The 24,512-nt window shown below is 73.1% G+C and carries 25 protein-coding genes; 7 read left to right on the forward strand and 18 right to left on the reverse strand.

Annotation, left to right across the window (positions count from 1 at the left end):
- Nucleotides 1–79: 79 nt before the first annotated feature.
- Entirely contained in the window at nt 80–1,288 is a 1,209-nt protein-coding gene (locus tag WME83_RS28465) for a PAS domain-containing protein (RefSeq protein ID WP_437312844.1), read from the reverse strand.
- Between the two features lie 566 nt (nt 1,289–1,854).
- On the opposite strand from WME83_RS28465, the gene WME83_RS28470 reads away from it, so the two are divergent.
- The 3 genes from WME83_RS28470 (at nt 1,855) to WME83_RS28480 (ending at nt 4,542) form a co-directional block, all read left to right on the forward strand.
- Nucleotides 1,855–2,721: an ABC transporter ATP-binding protein gene (locus WME83_RS28470; RefSeq protein WP_437312845.1), complete on the forward strand. Its 867-nt coding sequence runs from the start codon at nt 1,855–1,857 to the stop codon at nt 2,719–2,721.
- Nucleotides 2,714–3,547, forward strand: coding sequence for an ABC transporter permease (locus WME83_RS28475; protein ID WP_061625845.1), 834 nt, complete (start codon nt 2,714–2,716; stop codon nt 3,545–3,547). Before WME83_RS28470 ends, WME83_RS28475 begins: the two co-directional genes overlap by 8 nt.
- Before the next feature lie 65 nt (nt 3,548–3,612).
- Nucleotides 3,613–4,542 (forward strand): aldo/keto reductase, encoded by a 930-nt coding sequence (locus WME83_RS28480; protein ID WP_437312846.1) that lies wholly within the window; start codon nt 3,613–3,615, stop codon nt 4,540–4,542.
- A gap of 83 nt (nt 4,543–4,625) precedes the next feature.
- Here the strand turns inward: WME83_RS28480 and WME83_RS28485 are convergent, their stop codons facing one another.
- The 9 genes from WME83_RS28485 to WME83_RS28525 form a co-directional block, all read right to left on the reverse strand.
- On the reverse strand, nt 4,626–5,549 hold the full coding sequence (locus tag WME83_RS28485; protein WP_437312847.1) for an alpha/beta fold hydrolase: 924 nt from the start codon (nt 5,547–5,549) through the stop codon (nt 4,626–4,628).
- Nucleotides 5,546–6,178 carry a TetR/AcrR family transcriptional regulator gene (locus WME83_RS28490; protein WP_437312848.1) on the reverse strand — a complete coding sequence of 211 codons (633 nt, stop codon included), beginning with the start codon at nt 6,176–6,178 and terminating at the stop codon, nt 5,546–5,548. The genes WME83_RS28485 and WME83_RS28490 overlap by 4 nt, the downstream gene beginning before the upstream one ends.
- A gap of 279 nt (nt 6,179–6,457) precedes the next feature.
- Complete coding sequence (locus WME83_RS28495) at nt 6,458–7,732, reverse strand: radical SAM/SPASM domain-containing protein (RefSeq protein ID WP_437312849.1); 1,275 nt, start codon at nt 7,730–7,732, stop codon at nt 6,458–6,460.
- A gap of 4 nt (nt 7,733–7,736) precedes the next feature.
- On the reverse strand, nt 7,737–8,186 hold the full coding sequence (locus WME83_RS28500) for a hypothetical protein (RefSeq protein ID WP_437312850.1): 450 nt from the start codon (nt 8,184–8,186) through the stop codon (nt 7,737–7,739).
- A 352-nt stretch (nt 8,187–8,538) separates the two neighbouring features.
- Nucleotides 8,539–9,795, reverse strand: coding sequence for an RNA polymerase sigma factor (locus tag WME83_RS28505; RefSeq protein WP_437312851.1), 1,257 nt, complete (start codon nt 9,793–9,795; stop codon nt 8,539–8,541).
- Complete coding sequence (locus WME83_RS28510) at nt 9,795–10,136, reverse strand: YciI family protein (protein ID WP_061625839.1); 342 nt, start codon at nt 10,134–10,136, stop codon at nt 9,795–9,797. The genes WME83_RS28505 and WME83_RS28510 overlap by 1 nt, the downstream gene beginning before the upstream one ends.
- An 84-nt stretch (nt 10,137–10,220) precedes the next feature.
- Nucleotides 10,221–11,552, reverse strand: a complete 1,332-nt coding sequence (locus tag WME83_RS28515; RefSeq protein ID WP_437312852.1) for a hypothetical protein — start codon at nt 11,550–11,552, stop codon at nt 10,221–10,223.
- A gap of 220 nt (nt 11,553–11,772) precedes the next feature.
- Entirely contained in the window at nt 11,773–12,705 is a 933-nt protein-coding gene (locus WME83_RS28520) for a matrixin family metalloprotease (protein ID WP_437312853.1), read from the reverse strand.
- Nucleotides 12,706–12,720: 15 nt separating this feature from the next.
- The gene (locus WME83_RS28525) at nt 12,721–14,619 is read right to left on the reverse strand and encodes a hypothetical protein (protein WP_437312854.1); all 1,899 of its coding nucleotides are present in this window, start codon (nt 14,617–14,619) and stop codon (nt 12,721–12,723) included.
- A gap of 121 nt (nt 14,620–14,740) precedes the next feature.
- Here WME83_RS28525 and WME83_RS28530 point away from each other — a divergent pair, with 121 nt between their 5' ends.
- The gene (locus WME83_RS28530; RefSeq protein WP_437312855.1) at nt 14,741–15,367 is read left to right on the forward strand and encodes an FKBP-type peptidyl-prolyl cis-trans isomerase; all 627 of its coding nucleotides are present in this window, start codon (nt 14,741–14,743) and stop codon (nt 15,365–15,367) included.
- A gap of 79 nt (nt 15,368–15,446) precedes the next feature.
- Here the strand turns inward: WME83_RS28530 and WME83_RS28535 are convergent, their stop codons facing one another.
- The 3 genes from WME83_RS28535 to WME83_RS28545 all read right to left on the reverse strand — a co-directional run bounded on the left by WME83_RS28535 (nt 15,447) and on the right by WME83_RS28545 (nt 18,059).
- The gene (locus WME83_RS28535) at nt 15,447–16,562 is read right to left on the reverse strand and encodes a pyridoxal-phosphate-dependent aminotransferase family protein (protein WP_437312856.1); all 1,116 of its coding nucleotides are present in this window, start codon (nt 16,560–16,562) and stop codon (nt 15,447–15,449) included.
- 48 nt (nt 16,563–16,610) lie between these two features.
- Nucleotides 16,611–17,468: a serine/threonine protein kinase gene (locus WME83_RS28540; protein WP_437312857.1), complete on the reverse strand. Its 858-nt coding sequence runs from the start codon at nt 17,466–17,468 to the stop codon at nt 16,611–16,613.
- 165 nt (nt 17,469–17,633) lie between these two features.
- Nucleotides 17,634–18,059: a tellurite resistance TerB family protein gene (locus WME83_RS28545; protein ID WP_437312858.1), complete on the reverse strand. Its 426-nt coding sequence runs from the start codon at nt 18,057–18,059 to the stop codon at nt 17,634–17,636.
- A 127-nt stretch (nt 18,060–18,186) separates the two neighbouring features.
- Here WME83_RS28545 and WME83_RS28550 point away from each other — a divergent pair, with 127 nt between their 5' ends.
- The gene (locus tag WME83_RS28550) at nt 18,187–18,921 is read left to right on the forward strand and encodes a tetratricopeptide repeat protein (RefSeq protein ID WP_437312859.1); all 735 of its coding nucleotides are present in this window, start codon (nt 18,187–18,189) and stop codon (nt 18,919–18,921) included.
- A 28-nt stretch (nt 18,922–18,949) separates the two neighbouring features.
- Here WME83_RS28550 and WME83_RS28555 read toward each other — a convergent pair whose 3' ends face one another.
- Both WME83_RS28555 and WME83_RS28560 read right to left on the reverse strand, forming a co-directional pair.
- Nucleotides 18,950–19,318: a hypothetical protein gene (locus WME83_RS28555; protein WP_437312860.1), complete on the reverse strand. Its 369-nt coding sequence runs from the start codon at nt 19,316–19,318 to the stop codon at nt 18,950–18,952.
- 12 nt (nt 19,319–19,330) lie between these two features.
- Nucleotides 19,331–19,687: a hypothetical protein gene (locus tag WME83_RS28560; protein ID WP_044986239.1), complete on the reverse strand. Its 357-nt coding sequence runs from the start codon at nt 19,685–19,687 to the stop codon at nt 19,331–19,333.
- 187 nt (nt 19,688–19,874) lie between these two features.
- On the opposite strand from WME83_RS28560, the gene WME83_RS28565 reads away from it, so the two are divergent.
- A complete protein-coding gene (locus WME83_RS28565; protein WP_437312861.1) occupies nt 19,875–20,585 on the forward strand; it encodes a nucleotidyltransferase family protein in 711 nt (236 codons plus the stop codon).
- Here WME83_RS28565 and WME83_RS28570 read toward each other — a convergent pair.
- From WME83_RS28570 to WME83_RS28580, 3 genes are all read right to left on the reverse strand, one after another.
- Nucleotides 20,574–21,719 (reverse strand): DegT/DnrJ/EryC1/StrS family aminotransferase, encoded by a 1,146-nt coding sequence (locus WME83_RS28570; protein WP_437312862.1) that lies wholly within the window; start codon nt 21,717–21,719, stop codon nt 20,574–20,576. The genes WME83_RS28565 and WME83_RS28570 overlap by 12 nt on opposite strands.
- A gap of 74 nt (nt 21,720–21,793) precedes the next feature.
- Nucleotides 21,794–22,792: an SDR family NAD(P)-dependent oxidoreductase gene (locus tag WME83_RS28575; protein ID WP_437312863.1), complete on the reverse strand. Its 999-nt coding sequence runs from the start codon at nt 22,790–22,792 to the stop codon at nt 21,794–21,796.
- A gap of 159 nt (nt 22,793–22,951) precedes the next feature.
- The gene (locus WME83_RS28580) at nt 22,952–23,263 is read right to left on the reverse strand and encodes a hypothetical protein (RefSeq protein WP_437312864.1); all 312 of its coding nucleotides are present in this window, start codon (nt 23,261–23,263) and stop codon (nt 22,952–22,954) included.
- 232 nt (nt 23,264–23,495) lie between these two features.
- On the opposite strand from WME83_RS28580, the gene WME83_RS28585 reads away from it, so the two are divergent.
- A complete protein-coding gene (locus WME83_RS28585) occupies nt 23,496–24,356 on the forward strand; it encodes an endonuclease/exonuclease/phosphatase family protein (protein ID WP_437312865.1) in 861 nt (286 codons plus the stop codon).
- Nucleotides 24,357–24,512: the final 156 nt, after the last annotated feature.

Here is a 24,512-nt window from a genome sequence, read left to right on the forward strand (position 1 = left end):
GACGCGCACGGAAGACGAGAGACGAGAGACGAGAGACGAGAGACGAGAGACAGAGGACAGTCGGCGATTGGGAGCGCCGTTATCGGCGCTCGGGCGTGATCTGCGCCGCGCCGGCCGCGCGTTCCTTGCTCATTTGACGGATGCAGTGCTGAAGCGCGGCGCGGAGGTTCCCGAGGGTCGTGATGTTCTTCAGATCGAGGCCGAGGCTCACGATGGTCTGGGCGACGTTCGAACGGATGCCCGTGACGATGCCCTCGGCGCCGAGGAGCCGGATCGCGCCGACCAGATCGAGGAGGTAGCTCGCCGTCTTCGTGTCCACCATGTCGACGCCGGTGAGATCCAGGATCGCGTACCGCGCGCCCATCCGCGAGATCGCCTCGAGGAGCGTGTCCATCACCTCGGCGGTCCGCTGGCTGTCGAGCACCCCGATCATCGGCAGCGTCAGGATGCCGTCCCACACCTGGATGATGGGCGTCGACAGATCGCGGATGACCTGCTGTTGCCGCTCGATGAGCTCCAGCTTGGTCCGGAGCTCCTGCTCCGTGTTCTTCGCCTGGCTGACATCGAGGGTGAGGCCGACGACCGCGTACACCTCTCCGCGCTCGTCGCGGACCGGGATCTCCCAGTTCTCCCAGAACACCCCGTGCGTCGAGTTGAGCGAATGGCTCCCCTCGCCCGCGAGCGCCCGCCGGAGCATGTCGATGCCGTCGCTGCCGGCGTAGATGTCGAACACGTTCTTGCCGACGTGCTCGCCCTCCTGGAGCCCCGCGTTCGCGATCCCGCTGCCCTCGTGGAACGTGAAGATCCCCTCGCGATCGATCGCCCAGATGATGATCGGCAGCGTCTGCGCGACGGTCCGCAGGACCAGCTCCTTCTGCTCGTAGCGGCGGATCTGCTCGACCCGCTCCGTCACGTCGTGACCGAACACGCCGACGCCGACGACCTCCCCGCGCTCGCCGAGGAGGCGCTCATGCCGCCACTCGACGTGCGCCGTGGCGCCATCCCTGGTGACGTGCCGGAAGACCCGCGGCGCCGCGCCGTCCTCCGCCAGCAGCCGCCGCCACGCCTCCGGGTCGCCGGACGCCGGCAGCAGCTCGTCGACGCGCCGGCCACGCGCCTCCCGCCGCGCATGGCCGAACAGGCGCTCGGCCGCCCCGTTCCAGTCCTCGATCGCGAGATCCGCGCCGTACTGGACGATCGCATGCGGCGCTCGCTGAAGAAGGCGCGCGCGCCCCCGTGCAAGACGTTCGTCCTCGACTTCTTCCGGCAACGCAGTGGAGACGGTCATGTACGCGAAAAAATTACCCTGAACGCTCGCCGGTCGTCGAGATCGGTTCCGTCCTTGGGCTCCCCCTCGCGCCGGCCGATCCGCTCCGGGCGGCCCCACTGCTGCCACAGCAACACCCCCGGCGCAGCGCCTGCTGCGCCAGCAGCAGGCAGCTCTCTGCTATAGCGGATTTGCGTCTCGTAGGGCGGCGGGCGGTTGGTACGTCGCGTGCTCAGCGTCTCCGGCACGGTCGACGAGGGCGCCCCGCGGCACGCCTGGAGGAGCACATCCCAGGGTGACGGCGCGCCACGTCGCGGGAGTTGCGGTCGTTCCATGCTGGTTGGGCTTGACTTTCGGATCAACGTTGGACGTCTTCGTCCCACCCCGCGCGGCCGCAGAACCCCCTTCGAGAGCGCCTGGCGTGCGCTCGCAGCGCTGCTCCTCGCGCTCATCGCGATCGGATGCTCCAGGGCGTCCTCGGCGCCGGCGGGCGGCGGCGGCGTGTACATGAACGAGTTCAACCCGTTTTGGAAGGGCGGTCCGTGAAGGCGTCGGGCCCTCATCGAGGATGGGCAGCAGGAGGAGCCATGAGCAAGATTCAGTTCCAGAGCGTGAGCAAGACGTTCGCCGTCAAGGGGCCCGCCGGCTCGAAGGAGGCCGCGCGGTTCACGGCCATCGAGGACCTCTGCCTCGACGTGAGGGCGGGCGAGCTCCTGGTCCTCGTCGGGCCGAGCGGGTGCGGCAAATCGACGCTCATCGATCTCCTCGGCGGGCTGTCGAAGCCGTCCAGCGGGAAGCTCCTGCTCGACGGCAAGCCGATCACGGGCCCGGCCCTCGACCGGGGCATCGTGTTCCAGCAATACGCGCTCTTCCCGTGGCGGACGGCGCGCGGGAACGTCGAGTTCGGCCTCGAGGCCAAGGGCGTCCCGGAGAGCCAGCGCAAGGAGATCGCCCAGCGCTACCTGGAGCTCGTCAGCCTCTCCGGCTTCGAGGACCGGTATCCGCACGAGCTGTCGGGCGGCATGAAGCAGCGCGTGGCCATCGCCAGGAGCCTCGCGTACGACCCGGAGGTGCTGATGATGGACGAGCCGTTCGCGGCGCTGGACGCGCAGACGCGCGAGTCGCTGCAGGAGGAGCTGCTCCGGATCTGGGAGAGGTCGCGCAAGACGATCCTCTTCATCACGCACAGCATCGACGAGGCGGTGTACCTGGGGCAGCGGGTCGCGATCATGACGTCCCGGCCCGGCCGCGTGAAGCGGATCATCGAGATCCCCGAGGAGATCCGGGGCTACGAGGACGCGCGGTCGACGCCGGAGTTCGGCAGGCTGCGGCACGAGATCTGGACGCTCCTGCGCGAGGAGGTGCTGAAGGCCGAGGAGCACGAGCGGCTCAAGAAGCAGAAGCGCGCGGCGGAGGGGCGCCCCGTTGCGGGCGTGGTGGCGGTCAATGGCTAGCGTCCCGCAGTCGATCGCGCTGCCCGAGGAGCCGCAGCAGGCGCAGCTCGTGACCGAGGTGGGGAGGTGGCTCGGCCGCGCCGTCGCGCGCTCCGGGATCCTGCTCCTCGTCGCCGCGCTGTGGGAGACGGCGCCGCGGGTCGGCCTCGTGGAGGCGGCGTTCTTGCCGCCGCTGTCCGAGGTGCTGGCGACCGGCTGGCAGCTCCTCCAGAACGGGCAGCTCCTGAGCCACATCAAGGCGAGCCTGTCGCGCTCCCTCACGGGCTTCTCGCTGGCGATCCTGGTGGGCGTGCCGCTCGGGCTCGCGATCGGGTGGTACAAGGCCGTGGCGGACGCGATCAACCCGCTGCTCGAGGTGCTGCGCAACACCGCGGCGCTCGCGCTCTTGCCCGTGTTCCTCCTGCTGCTCGGGATCGGCGAGGCCTCGAAGATCGCGCTCGTCATCTACTCGTGCACATGGCCGATCCTGCTCAACACGATCAGCGGCGTGCGCGGGGTCGATCCGCTGCTCGTGAAGTCGGCGCGGACGATGGGGCTGTCTCCGATCCAGCTGTTCCGCAAGGTCATCTTGCCGGCGGCGATCCCGACGATCTTCGTGGGCATCCGCCTGGCGGGCGCCTACTCGCTGCTCGTGCTCGTCGCGGCGGAGATGATCGGGGCCAAGGCGGGGCTCGGATACCTGATCATCTACGCGCAATACAACTTCCAGATCCCGAGCATGTATGTCGGCATCCTGACGATCACGACGCTCGGGCTGACGTTCAATCATCTGCTCATGCGGGTCGAGCGGCGCTTCACGTCGTGGAAGGTCGCCCCGAAGGAGTGAGCCCCGGCCGGCGGGGGCCTCGCGCCGGGGAGATCACCGTTCATCGAACAGAGGGAGAGGACCACGTGAATCGCATCATCCTGGGGCGGACCGGCCTGGAGGTCAGCGTGCTCGGTTTGGGCGCGGGCGGCGACAGCCGGCTCGGGTCGGGGCGCGTCGCCGAGGCCGAGTCGCTCCGGCTCGTCCGTGCGGCCATCGAGCGCGGCGTGAGCTTCATCGACACGGCGGAGGCGTACGGGACCGAGGAGCTCATCGGCAAGGCGCTCCGCGAGGTGCCGCGCGATCGCGTGGTGCTCTCGACGAAGAAGACGACGCGCCTCGACGCGCCCCTCCGGCCGGAAGACGTGGTGTCGTCGCTGCACGCGAGCCTCGAGCGGCTCGGCACGGATCACGTCGACGTCTACCACCTTCACGGCGTGCTCCCGGACCGGTACGCCGATCTGCGGGAGCGGATCGTCCCCGTGCTGCTGCGCCTGCGCGAGCAGGGCAAGATCCGCTTCCTCGGCATCACCGAGGCGTTCGCGGCCGATCCGACGCACGCGATGCTGGCGCAGGCGCTCCGCGACGACCTCTGGGACGTGGTGATGGTCGGGTTCAACCTCCTGAACCAGTCGGCGCGCGAGCGGGTCTTCCCGCTGACGCGGGCGAAGGATATCGGGACGCTGATCATGTTCGCGGTCCGGCGCGCGCTGAGCCGGCCCGAGCGGCTGAGGGAGCTGCTCGCCGACCTTGCGGCGCGGGGCAAGGTGTCGCGAGCGCTCGCCGACGAAGGGCTGGAGCGCCTGCTCGCGGGGGAGGACGTCGCGTCGCTCCCGGACGCGGCGTACCGGTTCTGCAGGGACGAGCCCGGCGCGCACGTGATCCTGTCGGGGACGAGCAGCGTGGAGCACCTGCTGGAGAACGTGCGGTCGATCGGGGCGCCGCCGCTGTCGGCGCGGGCCCGCGAGCGCCTCGTCGAGGCCTTCGCGCGGGTCGACGACGTGTCGGGGCACTGAGGCGCCGCAGGGGAGCGCCGAGGGGCGCGCGGCGGCAAAGGGCGCGCGGCGGCAGGGGCGCGCGGCAGGCGCGCGGCGGAAGCTTACGCGGCCGGAGAGGCGAGCCCGGGCGACGCGAGGGGCGCCGCGGCGTCGGGCTCGAGGAAGCGCGCGATGCGATTGCCGAGCCGCGCGCGGAAGGCGTCGTCGGTGGGCGGCGAGTGGCGGCACCCCTCGAGCAGCTCGGTCTCGGCGCGCGGCAGGAGCACCTTCGCGCGCGCGAGCAGCTTCGCGCCGGGGAAGCTCACGTCGTCGTCGGCGCCAAACACGAGCGCGGGCCGCGTGAAGCCGGCGAGCGCCTCCGGCGCGGCGAGCGGCGGGATCCGCATGTCGAGGCGGTAGCTCCGCACGGCGTCGCCGAAGTAGGGGCCCCACATGGCGTCGTGCGTGGAGAACAGCCCGGAGACGAGGCGCGCGAGCCGGTCCTCGGAAGGGAACGCGCGGTAGAGGGCCATGGGGATGGCCACGCGCGTGAGGCCCTGCCACACCGGGCCGGACACGACGCCGCCGGGCACGATCAGGACGAGCCGGTCGATGCGGGCGGGCGCGACCTCGGCCATGCGCAGGGCGACGAAGCCTCCCCAGCTCACGCCGAGGAGGTGGACGCGCGGGAGCCCGAGCGCGTCGAGGACGTCGGTGAGCCACTCGGCGTAGGCGGGGCCCTCGACGGGCACGCGGACGTCGGCGCTCTTGACGGACTGGCCGATCACGTCGACGGCGTAGACGCGGAAGCGGGTGAGGAGCGGGCCGAGCTCGGGCAAGAGGTGCGCGGAGCTCGCCATGGCGCCGTGCACGCAGACGAGCGGCGGGGCGTGCTCGGGGCCGGCGACGAGGACGTGCGTCGCGCCGAAGCGGGTCGAGACCTCGCGCGCGCGGGTCGGGACCGGGGCCTTTTCGCGGAAGCGTTCGAACCACGTGGCGATGCGCGCGCGGGCCTCTGGACTGCGAAAGATGATGGATGACGTCATCGAGCCCTCCTGACGTTGGCTGCGGGGCGGAGGCCGCAGAGGTGCTGAGCGACGAGCCGATCGAGGAGGGCGACGGGCGACGGGTGCGCGCCCTGGACCCACGCGATCAGCGCGAAGTAATAGAAGGAGAAGAAGGCGACGCCGAAGAGCGCGGGGTCGGCGTCGTCGGCGACCTCGCCCTGCGCGCGGGCGGCGTTGAAGAGCTCGACGACGCGGCCGTGCACGGCGGCGATCTGCTCGGTGAAGCGCGCTTGCCACGGCGGGTCGGCGAACAGCGCCTCACGGAGCAGCGTCTTCGACAGCGCCGGGCGGCGGGCGTAGTACGCGAAGAACGCGGCCCCGAGGCGGTGGAGCCGCTGCTCGAGGGTGCCTGGCTCCTCGTCGCGGACGGCCTCGGCCGCGGTGGCGGCGAGGTCGTCGAAGAGGGCGGCGTGGAGCAGGTCGCGCTTGTCGGCGAAGTGGAGGAGGACCGTGCCCGCGGCGACGCCCGCGTCCGCGGCGATGGCGCGGACGTTCGCCGCCTCGAAGCCGTGGCGCTCGAAGTGGTCGCGCGCGGTCTCGAGGATCCGGGCGCGCGTGGCGTCTTTCTGGGCTTCGCGGCGGCCGGGCTTTGGAGTGAACGCGTTCACTGAACGTGTTCATTACATGGAAGCGGAAGATTGGCAAGGGATGGATGAGTCCGGTGCCGACCCGGGTTGAGTCCGACCCGGGTTGAGGCGAGGAGGCCGACCCGGGTTGAGGCGAGGCCGACCCAGGTTGAGGCCGACCCGGGTTGGGGCGGAGCCGACCCGGGTTGAGGCGAGGAGGCCGACCCGGGTTGAGGCGAGGCCGACCCGGGTTGAGGCCGCCCGCGGCGCCGACCCGGGTTGAGGCCGCCCGCCGCCCGGCTCCCCCCGACCTCTACGGCCTTAAATAACCGCCAGCCGCCGGCGCGCGTTCCTCGGCACCACCGGCTCGGGCGGCGGCGGGGGCGGCGCGTCCCACGCCTCCTCGACCAGCTCGAAGACGCCATGGTCGTACGGCACGTGCGGCGCGCGCTGCTTCATGACGAGCCGCTCGCGGATGCCCCGTCGCTTGAGCTGCGTCACGCGGTGGTAGCAGAACGGATTGTTGCCGCGCCTGCCGAGCGTGCAGTGCGCGGTCCACGAGCACCCCGCGCGGCACTCGTCCGCGTAGTAGCACGTCGCGCAGTGACCCCAGAGCTCGCTCGCGTCGCGATCGCGCGCGAACCGGACCTCCTCGGAGCCCTCCCAGATGTGCTCCAGGCCGCGCTCGCGCACGTTGCCCCCGGCATAGGGCACGGTCGGGACCGACGGACACGCCTTCACGGTGCCGTCGGACTCGATGCCGATCGCGTTGATCCCGCCGCGACAGCCGCGCCAGTGCGCGTCGCCGCCGCCGGGCCTCGACCGCAGGAGCTGCTCGTGCGGGCCGAAGTAGCCGATGTTGTTGTTCGCGAACACGTTGAACGGCACGCCCGACACGTGCGTCTCGAGCGCCTCCCGCTGGATGGCGGCGAGGGTGTCGATGACCTCGACCACGCGCCACGGCTCGAGGATCCACTCCGGATGGTCGGCCGCGCGCCCCATCGGCACGGTGATCTGCACCTGCCATGTCTGGATCCCGTGCGAGCGCAGCTCGGCGCACGTCTCGCGCAAGAGGTGCGCGTTGAGGCGGTTGATCTGGGTGTTCGCGGTCGTGATCAGCCCGGCGGCGCGGGCGTTCTCGAGCGCGCGGATGGCGGCCGCGTGGCTGCCCACGTTGCCGCGCAGCTCGTCATGGACGTCCGCCGGCCCATCGACCGAGACCCCGAGCCCGGTGAGCCCTGCGGCCCGGAGCGCCTTCGCGCGCTCGGCGGTGAACGCTCGCCCGCCCGTCTGCATGATGACGCGGATGCCGCTGCGCGCGAGGAACGAGATGATCTCCGTGAGATCCTCGCGCAGGTACGCCTCGCCTCCGATGAGCGCGACCTCGCGGCAGCCCATCCGCGCGAGGCTCGCGGCGACCTCGAGCACCTCCTCGGTCGAGAGCTCCGCGTCGCGCGCGGCGCCAGCGCGCGAGCCGCAGTGCTGGCACGGCTGGTCGCACTTCATCGTGAGCTCCCAGACCGCGTAGATCGGCTTCGCTTCCATCAAGTCCGCAGGCATGAGCGCGCGGACGGGGATCTCGGTCGGCTTGATCATCGGTTCACCCTCCCGATCCGCCCCCGCCGACCGAGGGTCCGCCGCCGTACGCGCCCCCGACCCCGATGTCGCCGCCGGAGCCTCCTGTCCCGCCCGTCGGGTCCGCGCCCCCGACCTCACCGGCCGCGGGTCCGCCGCCGTACTCTTCCCCGATGCCGATATCGCCGCCGGCGCCCCCTGGCCCGCCCGTCGGGTCCGCGCCCCCGGCGGAGCCGACCGAGGGTCCGCCGCCGTACGCCCCCGCCACCGCGATGTCGCCGCCGAAGCCCCCTGGCCCGCCCGTGGGGCTCGCACCCCCGGCGGAGCCGACCGAGGGGCTGCCGCCGTACGCTCCTGCGACCGCGACGTCGCCGCCGAAGCTCGAGCTGCTCGAGCTGCCTTGATCTCGCTCGTCGACGACCTCGCCGTTGCAGCCGAGCGGCTGGAACAACGCGGCCGTCAGACCCATGAGCATGGCGATCTTCGTGCGGGGGACAGCGCCGTCCGGCGCGCGCATGGCTGCGCCGCAGTGCGGGCACTCGCTCTCGCTGGCACGCGCGTGGCAGCCGCAGGAGCTACACGGGACGAGAGAGGGAAAATGGATGGGCACGGGCAAGTCCTTTCAGGTCGAAGCCAAAGCCGTGCTCCCTCCCCGAGCAATCCGCGCACCGTCCTATCCATCTCGACGAATCCACTCGAATTCACTGAGAAATGCCAATTCAGCCTCCGCCCGATCGGGCCCGCCTGACACATCTTGGCATTCGTCCGTCGCATGCCAGGATGTGCCACAAGCCGGCGCCGCGGAACGCTGCGCTGGATTGGATGGGTCAGGGAGCCCCGTCGCCGCACGCCCCCAGGCGTCGCTCGAAGAACCGGCGCTCCATGGCGTTGCGGGCGAGCGCGAGCGCTTCCCGCAGGTGCTGGCTCGCGATCTCGCGCCTGCCGCGGCGGAGCTCCAGCTCGCCGAGCGCCGCGAAATAGAACGGATACGCGGCGAGGCGATCGCGGCCCTCGATGGCGCCGATCTCCTCGAGCCCGCGCTCCGGCCCCTCGTGCTGCGCGACGGCGATGGCGCGGTTGAGGGCGACGACCGGCGACGGGCGGATCGCCATCAGCGTGTCGTAGAGCGACACGATCGCCCCCCAGTCCGTGTCCTCCGGCCGGGCCGCGCGCGCATGCACCGCCGCGATCCCGGCCTCGACGTGGTACTCGGTCAGCTCCGGCCCCTCGGCCGACAGGTCGAGGAGCCGTTGCCCTTCGGCCAAGAGCTGCCGATCCCACCGCGATCGATCCTGGTGGAGGAGCGAGGTGAGGTCGCCGGAGGCGTCGACGCGCGCGGGCAGGCGCGCCGCGTGGAGGCACATCAGCGCAGCGAGCGCGTGCGTGGCGGGCGTCGACGAGGGGGGGTGCTCGAGGAGGAGCGCGGTGAGGCGCATCGCCTCCCTGCAGAGCTCGACCCGGACGGCCTCCTTCGCGCAGGCGCCGTGGTAGCCCTCGTTGAAGAGGAGGTAGAGCGCGCGGCGGACCGCCGAGAGCCGGGCCGAGAACGCGTCGTCCGTGAGCTCGAACAGCCGCGTCGAGCCGGCGAGCACCTTCTTCGCCCGGGAGATGCGCTTCTCGATGGCCGCCTCGGTGGCGAGGAACGCGCCGGCGACCTCGCTCACGCTGAAGCCGCAGAGGACGTGGAGCACGAGCGCGATCTGCGCCTCCTCCGGCAGCCGGGGGTGGCAGCACGAGAACATCATGCGCAGCTGGTCGTCCCGGATCGCGGCCGCCCCGAAGAGCTCGTCGACCGCGGGGTCGAGCGCCCGCTCGCCCTCGATCAGCCGCCCGATCTCGGGCGCGAAGGTGCGCGCGGTCCGCTCGCGCCGGAGGACGTCCAGGGCGCGGTGCTTCGCCGCCGCCATGAGCCAGGCGGCCGGGTTCTCGGGCACCCCCTGGAACTTCCACACCTCCAGCGCGCGGCAGAGGGCGTCCTGCACAACGTCCTCCGCCAGCGCGAGGTTGTGGACCCCGAAGAGGCGCGTCAGCGTGGCGAGCATGCGCCCAGCCTCGCGCCGGAAGACGGGGTCGACCGGATCCACTAATGGCTCAGCTTCCAGATGGGGCGCACCTCGACGCTCCCACCGCGCTCGAGGATCGGGCAACCCTTCGAGAGCTCGACCGCGTGCGCGAGGTCCTCGGCCTCGATGAGCATGTAACCGCCGACCACATCCTTCGCCTCGGCGAACGGCCCGTCGACGACCGCCTTCTGCTTGCCCTGGACGACCTTGCCGGTGGGCTCGAGGGGGCTGCCGGGGCGCTTGAGGTGCCCCTTCTCGGTGAGCTCCTTCGCCCACGCGGTCCACCGCTGCATGTGCTGCTGCATCTCGGCCGGAGAGCCAGAGGCGTCGCTACCGCGGAACAAGTACATAAATTCGTTCATGGTCGTTCTCCTTCCCGGGTCCTTCGCCCCTGCGACGTTCGAGGGGCGCCGCGGCGGACAATTTTTTTTGGGGGAGGTGAGGGCTCAGCTCGCCGCGGCGGGCTGCTGCGCCTGGGAGCGCGCGCGGAGGCGCTGCTTGGCGGAAGGGCCGCCGGGGTGGCGGACCGAGGCGACGGCGCGATCCATGGCGTCGCACCAGTAGCGCGCGACGTCCTCGCGGTCGGTGAGGAGGGCGTCGATGGGGCCGTGGTCGGTGTCGATCTCGACCGCGAAGCGGTCGCCGCGGGGCTGCACGCGGACGGCGTGGACCTCCCCGGCGGAGATGGCGGCCCCGAGCCTGCCCTCGGGGCGCAGATCGATCGCGCCGGTGCGGCTCACCCAGGGGGCGACGACGAAGCGGCCCGGCCCGAACGACGCCACCGGGGCGGAGCGCGCCGCATACCGGGACGAGAACCGGGCGACGCCGAGGAAGGCGTAGCCCGCCAGCGAGAGCAGGGCGGCGGCGCTGCCGACGCCGATCGCGATGCCGCTGTCGCCGGCGGAGGCGCTCCGCATGACCTGGACCCACAGGGCGAGCGCGGCGACGAGCAGCGCGGCGCCGATGAGCGCGTTGCGGGTCGCGGACCCGCGTGGCCCCTGGCTCGCGTGGTCCCGCAGGACGAGGAGCTCCCCCTCGGTCCGGATCGCGAACCGCGCCAGCGCGGCGGCCGTCAGCGCGGGCGCCGGCGCTGGCTCCGGGAGGGGTCGCGGCGCGATCGCGCCGGGCGGCTCGGTCCCGCGCGCCGTGACCAGCGGGACGCGCAGCGCGGCCGCGAGCGGCGCCGCCACCGACTCGACGAGCGCCTCCGCCCGGCCGGGATCGAGATCCTGCGCCTCGGCGACGAGCAGGCGCTGCGCCGCGGCGGCGCGCGCGGGCGCCGACGAGCGCGGGGGCGGGGCGAGCACGAGCCAGGCGGCGACGTGGGTCCGCTCGCGGGTGCACGAGGGGGCGGTGCAGCACGGCCGTTGCGCCGAGGTCACCTCGACCCGCACCGCGTCGCGCGGCTCGGCCGCGCCCTCGCCTGCCCCGGCCGCCTCCCCTGCCCCAGCGGCGCCGTCGGCCCCGGACCGCGGCCGCCCGGCGCCCGCGAGCCGCAGCGGCGCGAGCCGGAGGGCGCTCGCGCCGCGCTCGATCCGGAGCCAGACGGGATCGCGCGGCGCCGGGCCGAAGCGCGCGTCCTTGTCGCGCTGCGGCGCGCCGAGCTCGGGCGCCGCGCGGAGGAGCAGCGGCGCGCCGTCGCCCTCCGCCGAGAGACCGCGCGCCGCGCCGGCCGGATCGCCGAGCGGATCGAGGGCAGGAACGGCGCTGTCGGCCTCGAGGGAGCGGAGGGCACGCGCGACCTCCGCGTCGAATGCTGCGGTGCTCGGCTCGGGCATGGCGGGACGTTTGCCCCGGCTGCGCTGGGTTGTAAAGCAGGCCCGTCCGCGCGACCACGCCGGGCGCTCGCTCTCTTGCCCGGGGCCCCTGCCGCGGATCGTGCGGCGCCGGCCACCGTTCGCGCGGTGCAGGCGGCCGTTCGCGCGGCGCCGGCCACCGTTCGCGAGGTGCAGGCGGCCGTTCGCGCGGTGCCGGCCACCCTTCGCGCGGCATCGGCCGTCATGGGCGCGGCGTCGGCCCCGCGCACCGACGCCGGCGCGACAGCAGCGCGGCGAGCGCGGCGAGCGGCAGCGCTCCCGGAGCGCCCGGCCGCCGGCCGCCACCCGAGCACGAGCAGCCGGCGTCGCGTTCCTCGGCGTCGTTCACGGCGCCGCTCTTCGGCCCATCCCCGGCATCCGGCGCCGCGCCGCCCCCGCCTGCGCTACCGCCCCAGCCCGCGCCGCCGCCCCAGCCCGCGCCGCCGCCCCAGCCCGCGCCGCCGCCCCAGCCCGCGCCGCCGCCCGAGCTCGCGACGGTCGTCCCGCCGATCGGGTAGAGCGCGCAGACCCCCTCGATGTCGTCGCCCTCGAGGGTGCGCGCCGACGTGCCGCCCCGGTACGTCCCCAGCATCGTCGCGCCGCGCACGTTCGAGTGGCCGAGCCCGAGGAAATGCCCTTCTTCGTGGGTAGCGATCGACTGCAGATCGATGCAGTCGCCCTCGCCGCTGTCGTCCCAGCAGAAGCCCACGTTGTTGAACACCATGTCGGCGTCGTCGATGGCGCTGTCGGGATCCCAGACCGGCATCGTGACGGCGATGACCGAGTCGGCCCGGCCGAGCTCGGCAGGCCAGCTGTCGCTGATCCAGAGGAACACGTTCCTGCCGTCGTCGAAGTCGTAGCCCGCGTCCGTGTCGCCGAGCAGCTCGGTCGCCCACGCCGTGCACGCAGGGCTCGACCAGGCCGCGAACCCGGCCTCGATGCCGGCGGCGGCGAAGCCGGAGAGCGGCGCCGGGATCGTCTTGTGGTTGATGTGGTAGCGGACCGGCAGCTCGCTCCACCGGGGGACGACCTCGAGGTCGAGCGGCGACCACGCGGCCGCCTCGCCGGCCCCGACGACCAGCGCGGCGGCGAGCGCCGCGACCGGGGCGAGCGCGGCCCGGGAGCCTCTCTTCATCCCCCCATCATCGTCTCATCGCCCCTGCGGCACCACCTCGAGCTCCGCGGGCGCCGCGCTCCCCTCGAGCGGCAGCGTCACCTCCACCCCCTCGTGGACCGGCAGGGTCGCCGAGATGGGCCACGCGCGCGGCGCCCCGCCCTCGCCCGCCGCGACCTCACGCAGCGTGACGCCGCGCAGCGGAGCCACGCCGCCGTTGAAGAGGCACGCGCGCAGCCGGCCCTCCGCCGCCGTGACCGAGCACGGGATCACATCGGCCGTCGCACGCCGGATCCGCTCGAGCTTCTCCTCCTCCCCGGACGCGGCGGGCAGGAGCGACAGGACCGCGTCGCGGGCACGCGGATCGCGGAGCCAGGCGAGCATCATCGCCGCGTGGATGCGCACCACCCGGTAGCGCGCGCGCGTCAGCTGAAAAAACGCGTCCGGCGACGCAACCCCGGTCTCGCCGTCGAGCATGCCCGTCACCCCAGGCTCGATCTTGACCTCCGTCCCGGGCGCCTCGACGTGCCACTTCACCGCGCGCCCGGGCGCGAGCGCGCCCTCCCAGAACAGCCCGCGCTCGGTGATCCCGGCGCGCTCGCCGCGGAGGTTGCGCCGCGCGAACGTGAGCAGCACACGGAAGTCGCGCACGGGAGCGCCGCTGTTGTTGACGACCGCGAGCTCGAAATCGTAGCGGCCGCGCGCCGGCCGCCGCGCGCGCCCGCCCCCGGCGTCGCCGGCGTCGCCGGCCGGGGCACCGGCGTCGCCCGGCTCCGCGGCGGTCTCGCCCGGCGCCGCGGCGGCCGCGCCCGGCTCCGCGGTTGCGCCCGGCTCCGCGCCGCTCTCGCCGGATTCCGCGGAGGATTCGTCGTCCTCGGCGCGGTCGCGCTCCAGGATCGGCGCGATCACCCCGGCGCCGTCGTCGGGCCCGGTCGAGCCGAGGACGCTGAGGATGGGCACGCCCTGCTGCCAGAGCGGCGAGTCGGCGCGCTCGCAGAGGCAGTGCGGGAACGACGGCGCGGCGCGCTCCCGGACCTCGCCCGCGAGGAGCGCGGCGGCGGCGCCGCGGGCCGCCGGCCCGACGCCGCGCGCCGCCTGCCGCTCGGCCGGCGGCAGGTCGCGCGGCGCCGCGAACCGCTGCACGAACGCCATCGTCGCCACGATGCCGACCACGGCGAGCGCCGCGGGCACGAGCACGCGCGCCCGCAGCGGGAGAGCGTCGAGCCCGTCCTCGCCGCCGCGCTCGCGCCCCGGCCGCGCGGCGAGCGGCGTCGGCCGGGGGGCGAACACGGGCGGAGCCGGCGCGCCGGGGGTCGAGGCCGCGAGCCGGTCCGACGCGAAGCCCATGCGGCGCGACAGCTCCTCCACGAGCGCGTCGCGCAGGCGGTCCGAGGGCGGCCCCCCCCAGGTCGCGAGCCGCGCGGCGAAGCGCAGCGCGAGCCACGTCGCGAGCGCGACGAGGAGCGCGAGCGACGCGGTGCCGAGCGGCCCGCTCGCGAGGTAGTCGGGCGACAGGGCGGCCGCGAGCACGCCGAGCGGCACTGGCGCGACCCAGCTCGCGACGCCGGCGTGGACGCGCGCGCGGTAAGCGGTCTCCATCGCCTCCATCGCCGTCGGCGAGATCACGCCGGGCACGCCGGGGAGATCGCCCTCGAAGCGCGCGAGGACGAAGCAGTTGTGCGGAGAGCACGCGGACGGATCGAGCGCCACGCAGAGCGCCTTGCCGCGCCGGAAGAGGCCGCGGATCGCGGTGTAAGGGACGCCGAAGCGGACCGGCGCCGCCACGGCGCCCAGGGCGAACCCCTCGGCGTAGCCGGCGACGCGGACCAGCTCGACCTCGAGCTCCGCCTCGGCGCAGGTGAAGCGCACGGCGCCGACGGCGTTGGCGCCTCCCTCGGCGATCGCCAGGGCAGCGACGGAGAACGCGCGAGCCAAGGTGGCGGCACCCTAACCGCGCGGGCCCGAGCGCCGCAACGGGAAACCCGGCCCGCCCGGCGCCCCGGACGCCGCGGGAGACCGTTGATCGGGCCGCGCGGGGTGCGTAAGACGTGGCGCCATGAAGCCTTTCCAAATCGTCCTCGCCCTCTCCTGCGCTGTCCTCCTCGGCCCGGTCGCGGGCTGCGAGGACAAGGTCCCCGAGCCGGAGCTGCCCCCGGGCAGCGCCGTGCCGAAGGTGCAGCCCTCCGAGCCGGAGCCGGCCGACCTCATCAAGGAAGACATCGTCGTGGGCGCCGGCCAGGAGGCGAAGGACGGCGACAGGGTCCGCGTCCACTACACGGGGCGCCTGCTGAAGACCAAGGCCGAGTTCGACTCGTCCGTCGGCCGGGAGCCGTTCGAGTTCACGATCGGCAACACCGAGGTCATCAAGGGCTGGGACCTGGGCGTGGTCGGGATGAAGGTGGGCGGCAAGCGCAAGCTCACGATCCCCTCGCACCTCGCTTACGGCGAGGCGGGCAGCCCGCCGAAGATCCCGGGCAAGTCGACGCTCGTCTTCGACATCGAGCTGCTCGGCGTCGGCGACGCCGCCAACGACGCGGCCGCCGCCGCGGACGACAAGGCCGGAAAGACGAAGCCCGCGGCCGACAAGGCGGCCAAGCCGGCGGCCGACAAGGCGGCCAAGCCGGACGCGACCAAGGGCGACAAGCCCGCCGCCGCGCCGGCCGAGAAGACCGAGGCGAAGTGAGCCGCGGGCGCCGCGCGACGCGAGCCGCCGGCGCCGCGCCCGGACGAGCCGCGCGCCCGGCGAGCCGCGGGCGCCGCGCTCAGAGGACGCGGCCGAGGGCCTTGAGGAAGATCTCGTAGACCTCGAGCGGGTACTCGCCCATGTGGAAGATCCTGAACAGCTGGTTCGAGAGCTTCCCCTGGGCCGCGTAGATCTCGAACACGTGGCCGTCGACCGGCTCGCTGGCGAGCCGGCCCGCCATTTCATCGTAGGTCCTCCGCGCCGGCAGGTGCAGCGCCGTCCCGATCGACTGGAGCGGCATGTCGTCCCAGCGCGCGATCGTCAGCCCGAGCCGCTCGTAGCCCGGCCGCAGGATCGCGCAGCGCGCCTGGTAGACGGCGTGCCGCCCGGCGACGCCGCCGGTGGCGGCGAGGTGATCGAGCGCCGCGATCACCTGGCACAGGCTCATCGGATCGATCGTGTAGGGGTGCGCGCCGCCCTGCTGGGCGCGCCAGGTTTTGTGGAGCTCCAGGCTCGGGACGCGCGCGGGGATCCGCTCCATCTCGGCGAGCAGGTCCTTGCGGACGAGCGCCATGGTCAGGTTCGGGTGGCTGTGGAGGCCCTTGTTGCAGGAGCCCATCACCGCGGCGATGCCCGAGCCCTCGAGGGCCAAGGGCTCGACGAAGAGCGCGCTGATGCCGTCGACGAGCAGCTTCTTGCCGTATTTCCGGGCGAGCTCACCGACCTCGGGCACGGGGTTCAGCGTGCACGTCGACGTGCCGCCGTAGACCATGGCCACCGCGTCGGCCTGGTCCGCCGCGAGGACGGCCTCGATCTTCGCCAGATCCGGGCGCTCGCCGTAGGGCAGGCACATGTCCACGACCGGCTGGCCGAGCGTCCCGGCGAACTCGAGGATCCGGTCGCCGTAGGCGCCGTTCCGGACGACGAGGAGCCGCTCGTCGCGCCGCAAGCAGGAGCCGAGCACGGCGGCCATCGACGTGGAGCCCGAGCCCGTGAGGAGGATCGCCTCGTAGCTGGGCGCGCCGAGGGCCTCGACGATGCCGCGCCGGGCGCGGTCGAGCAGCGGCCGGAGCCGGGGTCCGCGCGGGACGATCGGGCTCTCCCCGTAGGTGCGCGAGACCTGGTTCACCGCGTCCGGCAGGTGGAACACCGCGGGCGTGAGCGAGACGACGCGTGGCGTGGCGGAGGCGACCATGCGGCGAGGTGTAGCCCGGAACGCGCGGCGGGCGCAGCGGAGATCGCGCTACGCCCAGCGGACCTGCCGCAGGTCGTCCCAGACGTCGCGCGCGGAGTAGTAGCGGTAAGCGTCGCGGCGGCGCAGCAGCTTGGCGATCACCTGGCTCAGCGGCGTGCCGAGCGCCTCGGCCTTCTGCCGCGGGGCGCCCTCGGCGATCTGCCGCGTGATCTCCTCGTAGGGGGCGTTCACGTCGATGGCCGGCTGGCCGGTGTGCATCTGGTACATGAGCAGCCCGAGCTGGTAGAGGTCGCTCTGCGTCGTCGTGTAGCCCGCCGTCACGAGCTCGGGCACGAGGATCTTCGGGTTCGCGACCTGCGGGCGGAACCAGCGGGTGACGCCGTCGAGCTGGTGGGCCACGCCGAAGTCGGTGAGCTTGACGAGCGGCTTGTGGTCGAGCTGCGAGATGAGGACGTTGCCCGCGTGCAGGTCGGCGTGCACGACGCCGTTGTCGTGCAGGTACTGCAGCGTCATGAGGAGCTGGCGCGCGAGCTCCAGGAGCAGCGGCGGCTGGAACGGGGTGCCGAGCAGCGCTCGGAGGCTCGTGTCGCACCGCTCGAGCGCCAGGTAAAAGAGGTAGTTCACCTCGAACGCATCGTGGATGTAGACGATGTTCGGGTGGCGGAAGCTCTCCAGGCGGAGCATCTCGCGCGACCACTCCTCCTTGACGACCTGGTAGGGCTTGTTCGCCGGCCGCAGCATCTTCAGGGCGTACACCTGGTCGAACGGCCCGCTGCACTCGTAGACCGAGCCGTACTGACCGTCGCCGATGAGCGCTCCGATCACGTAGGTGCCCCGGGTGGAGGTCAGCGCTGAGCCCGGCACCGGAAACGGGATCAGGAAACTGCCAGTGGAGGACCAGGTCACGGCGGACGCCATCGTAACCGAAAACGGCGGCCCCCGTTCACCCCGCGGCGCTCGCCTCGCCCCTCAGCGGCCCCGCGGCGCTCGCCTCGCCCCTTGGCAGCCGCCCCCGCGGCAGAGCCGGCCCCAGGGGCGCCCGGGCGCAGGGCGCCGCGGGCGGCCGGGCGCTCAGGAGGCGGCGAGCCTCCGCACGACGTCCGCCGCCTCGGTCTGATCGAGCTCGAGCGCCGCGGCGACGTCGAGGAGGAGCTCGCGCTCGCTGTTCCTCACGATCCCGTCGGCGACCACGACCTGGGCGGCCAGGGAGAAGGCGACCTTCCGCGCCTGCGGGGTGGGGAGCCGCTCCTTGAGCGACGCGAGCCGGGCGGCCCGCCCCTCCTTCTGGAGCTGCTCCACCACGGTGCGGATGAGCTCGTCCATCGTGCTCTGGGGGATCCGGCGGTCCGTGAGCGACTCGACGCTCCGGGAGAAATGCACCTTCTCCTCCTGGCTGAACTCGCCGTCGGCGAACGCCGCGAGGAACATCAGCTCCACGAGCGCCTCGAGGTTGGGCTCGTCAAGCGTTTGCAGCGGAGGAGGGCTCATGAGCGGCATCGGGTCCGTCTACACCGAGGCCCGGCCGGGGACCAGCCCGGAGCGCCCGCGCCCGTCGGCGCGTCCGGGACGAACGCAGCGGCGGGCTGCGTTGGGAGAGGTCGAGCGGTGTGTCATGAGTTCGAGCATGCACGTGCGCGAACTCGCCCAGACGCTCCTCGGCGCGCTCCTCCTCTGCGGCTGCGGCGGCGCGGCCGCGACCCCGCCACGCCACGCCGCGGGGCCCGCCGGGCCTGCCCCCGCGGCGACGCCGCCCGCCGCGGCGCCGGCCGAAGCGCCCCCACCGCCGCTCCGGCTGCCCTGCGAGCGGAACGATCTCATCGGCTGTACGAACGGCTGCGCCGACCACCAGATCGAGGACTGCGTGACGCTCGGGTCGATGTACCTGGGCGGAGAGATCGTCTCGATCGACGTGGAGCGGGCCGTGGGGCTGTTCAAGGAGGCGTGCACGGAGGGGAGCGCGCGCGGCTGCCTGCGGCTCGGCGACGCGTACCATGACCGGCTCGCGCGCGCGGACGGCGGCGATGGGGCGAGCGGCGCGGACGAGGCGGCGCTCTACTGGCATGCGCGCGCGTGCCACGCGGGCGCGAACCTCGGGTGCCTCGCGGCCGGCAGGGCCTACCTCCGCGGCCAGGGCGCCAGCGCCGATCCCGGGCGCGCGGCCGCGCTGTTCCAGCGCGTCTGCGAGCGCGGCAACGCCCTCGCCTGCGTCGAGCTCGGGCACCTCCACGCGCAGGGCGAGGGCGTGGAGCGCGACGCCCAGAAGGCGGTCGACCTGTTCACGAAGGCGTGCAAGCTCGGCCTCGACGAGGGGTGCTTGCTGGCGAGCAAGTCCGGCGACGTCCTCCCGCCGCGCGAGTGACGCGCCCGCCCCGCGCGCCGGCCGGCCGTCAGTCGGTCCGGCGCCGCTGAGCGATGTCCAGCGCCGCGGTGATCATCGCGGTGAGCTGCGTGTCCGAGACGGCCTCGGACGGGAGCACCACGAGCTCGGCGCCGATGCGCCGCGACAGCTCCATGAACCCCTCGGGATCGAACGCCCGCACGTCCTGGGTCATCACGATGGCCAGCGGGTGCAGCCACGCCGCGCTCCCGCGCAGCGACACGAGATCGCACGCGAGCAGGTCGGCGCCCTCGACGAAGACCAGCCGGCGGCAGCGCTCCGCGAGCTGCTCGCTCGCGCTCACGATCAGCACGACCGAGGCCGACGCCGTCCGCTTGCTGCGCCCCGCTGGGCGCGTGGGTAGCTCTCGAGCGCTCATCAGCGGCCTAGGTCAACGAGCCAGGAGCGGGCGCCGGTAAGGGATGGGCCCGTCCCCCTGAGCCCGGGCCCGCGCGCGCTCCTCGTCGGCGAGGGCGAGATCCATGACGAAGGAGCCGAACGACAGCCGGAAATCCCGATCGTTCGGCTTCGTCGCGTAGAAGGCGAGCAGCGAGAGCACGCTCCCGATCTGCGCCGCGGCCGGGTCGTCCTCGCACGCGGAGAAGCGATCGGCGAGCGTGCAGAGCTGCCGGAACAGCGGGCCGCCCGGGTGCGGGCCGGCGCTGCACATGGCGAAGGTGCCGCTGCCGCGATATCCGAGCTTCCGGCGCTTCCTTCCGGGGGTACGGGACGGGGGTACCATCGTCATGATTGCTGCCCAAGCCACCTGTGAAGGTTGAACCGCGCCGCGCAGGGGATGACCTGCCGCGGGACGCTCTCCATCACTAAAGAGCAGCTGGAAGAGAGTCAATCGGAGAGGATGCGGCGGGCAGGATGAGCGCGAAATTCTGCGGAATGGTCCCCCGTCCGAGCAGCGCGTGGGTATACGTCACCGCATGAAGGCAGTCGTGCTCGCCGGCGGCAAAGGCTCCCGGCTCCGCCCCTACACCGCCCTGATCCCGAAGCCGCTGATGCCGATCGGAGATCACACCATCGTCGAGATCCTCCTCCGGCAGCTCGCGCGCGCCGGGGTGACCGACGTGGTGATGTGCGTCGGCCACCAGGCCGCCCTCATCGAGGCGGTCGTCGGCGAGGGGAGCCGGTACGGGCTGCGCATCTCCTACCAGCGCGAGGAGACGCCGCTCGGGACCGTGGGCCCGCTCCGGGTCATCGAGCGGGACCTGCCGGAGCGCTTCCTCGTGATGAACGGCGACATCCTCAGCGATCTCGACTTCGCGGCGCTCCACCGCACGGGCGAGTCGGCCGGAGCGCCGCTCACCGTCGCTGTGTGCGAGCGCGCCTCGAAGATCGACCTGGGCGTGCTCGACCTCGGCCCGGAGGGGCGCGTCGTCGGCTTCCGCGAGAAGCCCACGTACACGTTCTGGGTCAGCATGGGCATCTACGCGATGAGCCGGGACGTGCTCCGCTTCATCCCGGAGGGCCGGCCGTTCGGGTTCGACAACCTCATGCACGCGCTGCTCGACGCCGGCGAGCAGGTGGCCACCTTCCCCTTCCGGGGCCACTGGCTCGACATCGGCAGGAGCGACGACTTCGCCGAGGCGCAGGAGGAGTTCGAGGAGCACCGGCAGCGGTACCTACCGGAGTGACGCGGCGAGCGCCTCGCACACGGCGTCGACGTCGGCGTCCTCCATGCGCGGGTGCAGCGGGAGCGTGAGCTCGCGGCCGGCGATCGCGTCCGTGCGCGCGAGCCCCTCCTTGCGCACCCGGTCCGAGGCGCCGTGGTGCGAGAAGCGGTGGATCGGCGTGTAGTGCACGCTCGTCTGGACGCCGCGCGCCTTCATGGCCTCCATCACGGCCTCGCGCGAGGCGCCCTCGGGCAGGAGCACCGGCATGAGGTGGTGCGCGCTCTCCCCGACCCCGCGCGCGTAGAAGTCGCGGTACGGGAGCCCGACGCCCGGCACGCCGGCGAGGCGCTCGTGGTAGCGCGCCGCGAGCGCCCGCCGCCGCGCGTTGCCCGCCGCGAGCCGGCCGAGCTGCACGACGCCGATGGCGCTGCGGATCTCGTCGATGCGGTAGTTCATGCCCGCGGCCATGACGTCGTACGTGAAGGCGTGCCCCTTGTGCCGGTCGAGGGTCAGCGTCGTCATCCCGTGCGCGCGGAGGAGCCGCATGCGCGCGAGGAGCGCGTCGTCCTTCGCGATCACGGCGCCCCCCTCGCCGACCGCGAGGTTCTTGTTCGAGAAGAAGCTCAGGCAGCCGACGTCGCCCAGCGTCCCGAGCGCCCTGCCGCGGTAGGTCGCGAGCGGCGCGTGCGCCGCGTCCTCGACCACGGCGATCCCCCGCTCGGCGGCGATCGCGGCGATCGCGTCCATGTCGCAGGGGTAGCCGGCGTAGTGGACGACCGCGATCGCCCGCGTCCTCGGGGTGATCTTGCGGGCGACGTCGGCGGGGTCGACCCCGAGGTCGCCGTCGCCGACGATGTCGGCGAGCACGACGTTCGCGCCGCACAGGAGCGCGGCGTTGGCGGTCGCCACGAACGTGAGGCTCGGGCAGATCACCTCGTCGCCGGGGCCCACGGAGAGCGCCGTGTACGCGAGGTGCAGCGCGGCGGTGCAGTTCGTCACGGCGAGCACCCGCGGGGTGCCGAGCGCCTCGCCGAGCTTCTGCTCGAACTGCGCCGTCCGCTCCCCCATCGTCAGCCAGCCCGACGCGACGACCTGCCGCGCGGCCTCCGCTTCTTCAGGCCCGAACGAGAGATCGCTGAGAGGTATCTTCCACATGGCGTTCCATCCATCCCGCCGGCGCCGCGCGGCCGGCGCGCGGGGCGCGCGCCCTGCCGGCGCGGCGTCGTGCGTCAGATCGCGTACTCGCGGGGCCGGTAATCGGCGAGGTGGCGCTCGATATAAGCGTACGTGCGCGCGAGCCCCTCCTCGAGCGGCACACGGGGCACGTAGCCGACGAGCTCCGCGGCGCGGCGGAAGTCGGCGAGCAGCACCATGACCTCGCTCGCGTCGGGGCGCACCCGGGCCTCGTCCGTCACGAGCTCCGCGCGCTTGCCGGTCACCTCGAAGATGAGCCGGACGAGATCGCCGATGGAGATGGCGCGCCCGCTGCCCACGTTGAGCGTCTGCCCCACGGCGCGCGCGCTCGAGCCGACGAGGAGGAAGCCGGCGACGGTGTCGGTCACGAAGTTGAGGTCCCGCACGGGCGCGGTGCTCCCGATGCGGATCGCGGCGCTCCCGGCGGCGAGCTGCTGCATCACGCTCGGGATGATCGCGCGCGACGACTGCCGCGGGCCGTAGGTGTTGAACGGCCGGATGGTCGCGACCTCGAGGCCGAAGGAGAGGTGGTAGCTCTCGGCGAGCTTGTCGGCGCCGATCTTGGTGGCCGAGTACGGGGACTGCCCGGTCAGGGGGTGGGCCTCGTCGATGGGCGTGTAGCGCGCGGTGCCGTAGGTCTCGCTCGTCGAGGTGTGGACCACGCGCGCGCCGTGCTCGCGCGCCGCCTCGAGGACGTTCAGCGTGCCCTGCACGTTCGTCGCCACGTACTGCTGCGGGGCCACGTACGAGTACGGGATCCCGATCAGGGCCGCGAGGTGGAACACGACGTCGGCGCCGCGCACGAGCGACCGGACCGCGCCCGCGTCCTCGACGTTGCCGGGGACGACCTCCACCTGCGCGAGGACGTCCTCGGGGAGCCGGTCGAGGTGCCCGCGCCGCGAGCTCGACGTGTACCGGACGAGCGCCCGCACGCGCGCGCCCTCCCGGACCAGCGCCTCGACGAGGTGGCTGCCGATGAACCCGCCGGCGCCGGTCACGACGACGCGCTTGCCGCGATAGAAGCCTTCGCTCACGGCGCGTCCGTGGCCCCTGCGGGTGCGCGCGTCAAGCGCGTACCGGGGCGGCGCGCCGGTTCGCGCCCGGGGCCGCGGCGCGGCGGCATGCGCGGCGCCGCCGGGCAGCGCCGCCGCGGCGCACCGCGCAGGGCTCGCCGCCCGGCGGGGCGGCCGCGATCACTGGATCTGGATCTGGTCGGTGGGCGTGTTGCCCGCCCCCTCGGTCGTGCCGAGCTCGCGGTGCACGCAGAGCCCTTGCTTGCAGTAGGACTGCGGCGGGCTCTTGCAGTCGACCTTGGGCTCCTCGCACTTGCCCGTCTTGTAGCTGTCCGCGAGGGGCCTGATCTTGTCGAAGGTCGCATTGCTGATGGGCTTCGCACAGCCCGGCCACTCGCTCTGGCGGCAGTCGGCGTCCGTGTTGCAGTGCTGCGCCTTGTTCACCATCTCGAAGGCGTCGCCGCGGAGCTTGTCGCACTCCTTCGGTTCCATCTTGCTCTCGCAACCGGCGAGCAGCGCGAGCAGGAGCAGGCCCCCGGCCAGGCGGAGCGGGGTTCGAGATCGGGAGGAGGCCGTTCCAGGCCGCCCCCTTCGAGAAGCACACGCGATCATTCAGGGTTCTCCCGGTCAAGATCGCCCTTCCGCGCCGGAAGGGGAGCGGCTTGCGCCGGGGCCCTTCGTATCACGGCTGGATTCGGACGCGCAGCTGGCGTAGCCCGTCGGCATGGATCGTCCTCGAGAAGGCTCCGGGGCCGGCGGCGCCGCGCACGGCGGCTCCGGCGCGGCTGGCCGGAGCTCCCTGCGGGTGCTCACCCTGAACATCTGGAACCGCCACGACCCGTGGGAGGCGCGCCTCGCCCTCATCCGGAAGGGGCTTCGCGAGCTCGATGCCGACGTGGTCGGGCTCCAGGAGGTGATGTCGTACGAGGGCCGGTCGCTGGCCGACGACATCGCCGAGGGGCTCGGCTACGAGATCGCGTTCGGCGCGGCGCACGACCTCGGCGGCGGCGTGCTCTTCGGCAACGCGGTGCTGTCGCGCTGGCCGATCGGGCGGAGCCAGGCGTTCCCCCTGCCCACGGGCGAGACCGACGAGAAGCGCTCGATCCTGCTCGCCGAGCTCGCGTCGCCGCGCGGCGTGATCCCGTTCTTCGTCACCCACCTGAACTGGAAGTTCCACCACGGCGTCGTGCGCGAGGCGCAGGTCGCGGCCGTGGCCGAGATCGTGACGCGCGAGGCGCCCCTGGCGGGCCTGCCGCCCATCGTGGTCGGCGACTTCAACGCGCAGCCCGAGGCCGCGGAGATCCGGTTCATGAAGGGGCTGCAGAGCCTGAACCAGAAGAGCGTGTACTTCGCCGACACCTTCGATCAGGCGGGCACGGGGCCGGGCTTCACCTTCGATCCCGTGCGAAACCCCTTCGCGGCCATCACGAACGAGTACCCGCGCCGCATCGACTACATCTTCGTCCGCGGGCCGAACGAGCAGGGGCGCGGCAAGCCGCTCTCGTCGCGGGTCGTGTTCGAGGAGCTCGAGGACGGCGTCGCCGCCTCGGATCATTACGGGGTGCTGTCGGAGATCTCGATCTAGCGCCGCGCGCGCCGGTGAGCGATCCCTGGCGGGATTTCCGGGGCGGCGCGCGTCAGGGCCCGGGCATCCTCGAGGATGCCCTGTTCACGTGTACACTGACGTCATGTCGTCCCCTCGAGCCCCGGGCGGCGGCCCGCCGAGCCCGCCCGACGCTCC

The organism is Sorangium sp. So ce385 (genome assembly GCF_051474135.1).
GTDB lineage: Bacteria > Myxococcota_A > Polyangia > Polyangiales > Polyangiaceae > Sorangium > Sorangium cellulosum_D.

Bases quoted from the DNA above. Each gene is read 5' to 3' on its own strand.
- WME83_RS28495 (WP_437312849.1), bottom strand. From the start codon at position 7,732: ATGATCAAGCCGACCGAGATCCCCGTCCGCGCGCTCATGCCTGCGGAC.
- WME83_RS28465 (WP_437312844.1), bottom strand. From the start codon at position 1,288: ATGACCGTCTCCACTGCGTTGCCGGAAGAAGTCGAGGACGAACGTCTT.
- WME83_RS28510 (WP_061625839.1), bottom strand. From the start codon at position 10,136: ATGAACGAATTTATGTACTTGTTCCGCGGTAGCGACGCCTCTGGCTCT.
- WME83_RS28545 (WP_437312858.1), bottom strand. From the start codon at position 18,059: ATGCCGCTCATGAGCCCTCCTCCGCTGCAAACGCTTGACGAGCCCAAC.
- WME83_RS28570 (WP_437312862.1), bottom strand. From the start codon at position 21,719: ATGTGGAAGATACCTCTCAGCGATCTCTCGTTCGGGCCTGAAGAAGCG.
- WME83_RS28500 (WP_437312850.1), bottom strand. From the start codon at position 8,186: ATGCTCATGGGTCTGACGGCCGCGTTGTTCCAGCCGCTCGGCTGCAAC.
- WME83_RS28515 (WP_437312852.1), bottom strand. From the start codon at position 11,552: ATGCCCGAGCCGAGCACCGCAGCATTCGACGCGGAGGTCGCGCGTGCC.
- WME83_RS28585 (WP_437312865.1), top strand. From the start codon at position 23,496: ATGGATCGTCCTCGAGAAGGCTCCGGGGCCGGCGGCGCCGCGCACGGC.
- WME83_RS28535 (WP_437312856.1), bottom strand. From the start codon at position 16,562: ATGGTCGCCTCCGCCACGCCACGCGTCGTCTCGCTCACGCCCGCGGTG.
- WME83_RS28485 (WP_437312847.1), bottom strand. From the start codon at position 5,549: ATGACGTCATCCATCATCTTTCGCAGTCCAGAGGCCCGCGCGCGCATC.
- WME83_RS28520 (WP_437312853.1), bottom strand. From the start codon at position 12,705: ATGAAGAGAGGCTCCCGGGCCGCGCTCGCCCCGGTCGCGGCGCTCGCC.
- WME83_RS28555 (WP_437312860.1), bottom strand. From the start codon at position 19,318: ATGAGCGCTCGAGAGCTACCCACGCGCCCAGCGGGGCGCAGCAAGCGG.
- WME83_RS28550 (WP_437312859.1), top strand. From the start codon at position 18,187: ATGCACGTGCGCGAACTCGCCCAGACGCTCCTCGGCGCGCTCCTCCTC.
- WME83_RS28560 (WP_044986239.1), bottom strand. From the start codon at position 19,687: ATGACGATGGTACCCCCGTCCCGTACCCCCGGAAGGAAGCGCCGGAAG.
- WME83_RS28470 (WP_437312845.1), top strand. From the start codon at position 1,855: ATGAGCAAGATTCAGTTCCAGAGCGTGAGCAAGACGTTCGCCGTCAAG.
- WME83_RS28565 (WP_437312861.1), top strand. From the start codon at position 19,875: ATGAAGGCAGTCGTGCTCGCCGGCGGCAAAGGCTCCCGGCTCCGCCCC.
- WME83_RS28580 (WP_437312864.1), bottom strand. From the start codon at position 23,263: ATGGAACCGAAGGAGTGCGACAAGCTCCGCGGCGACGCCTTCGAGATG.
- WME83_RS28530 (WP_437312855.1), top strand. From the start codon at position 14,741: ATGAAGCCTTTCCAAATCGTCCTCGCCCTCTCCTGCGCTGTCCTCCTC.
- WME83_RS28475 (WP_061625845.1), top strand. From the start codon at position 2,714: ATGGCTAGCGTCCCGCAGTCGATCGCGCTGCCCGAGGAGCCGCAGCAG.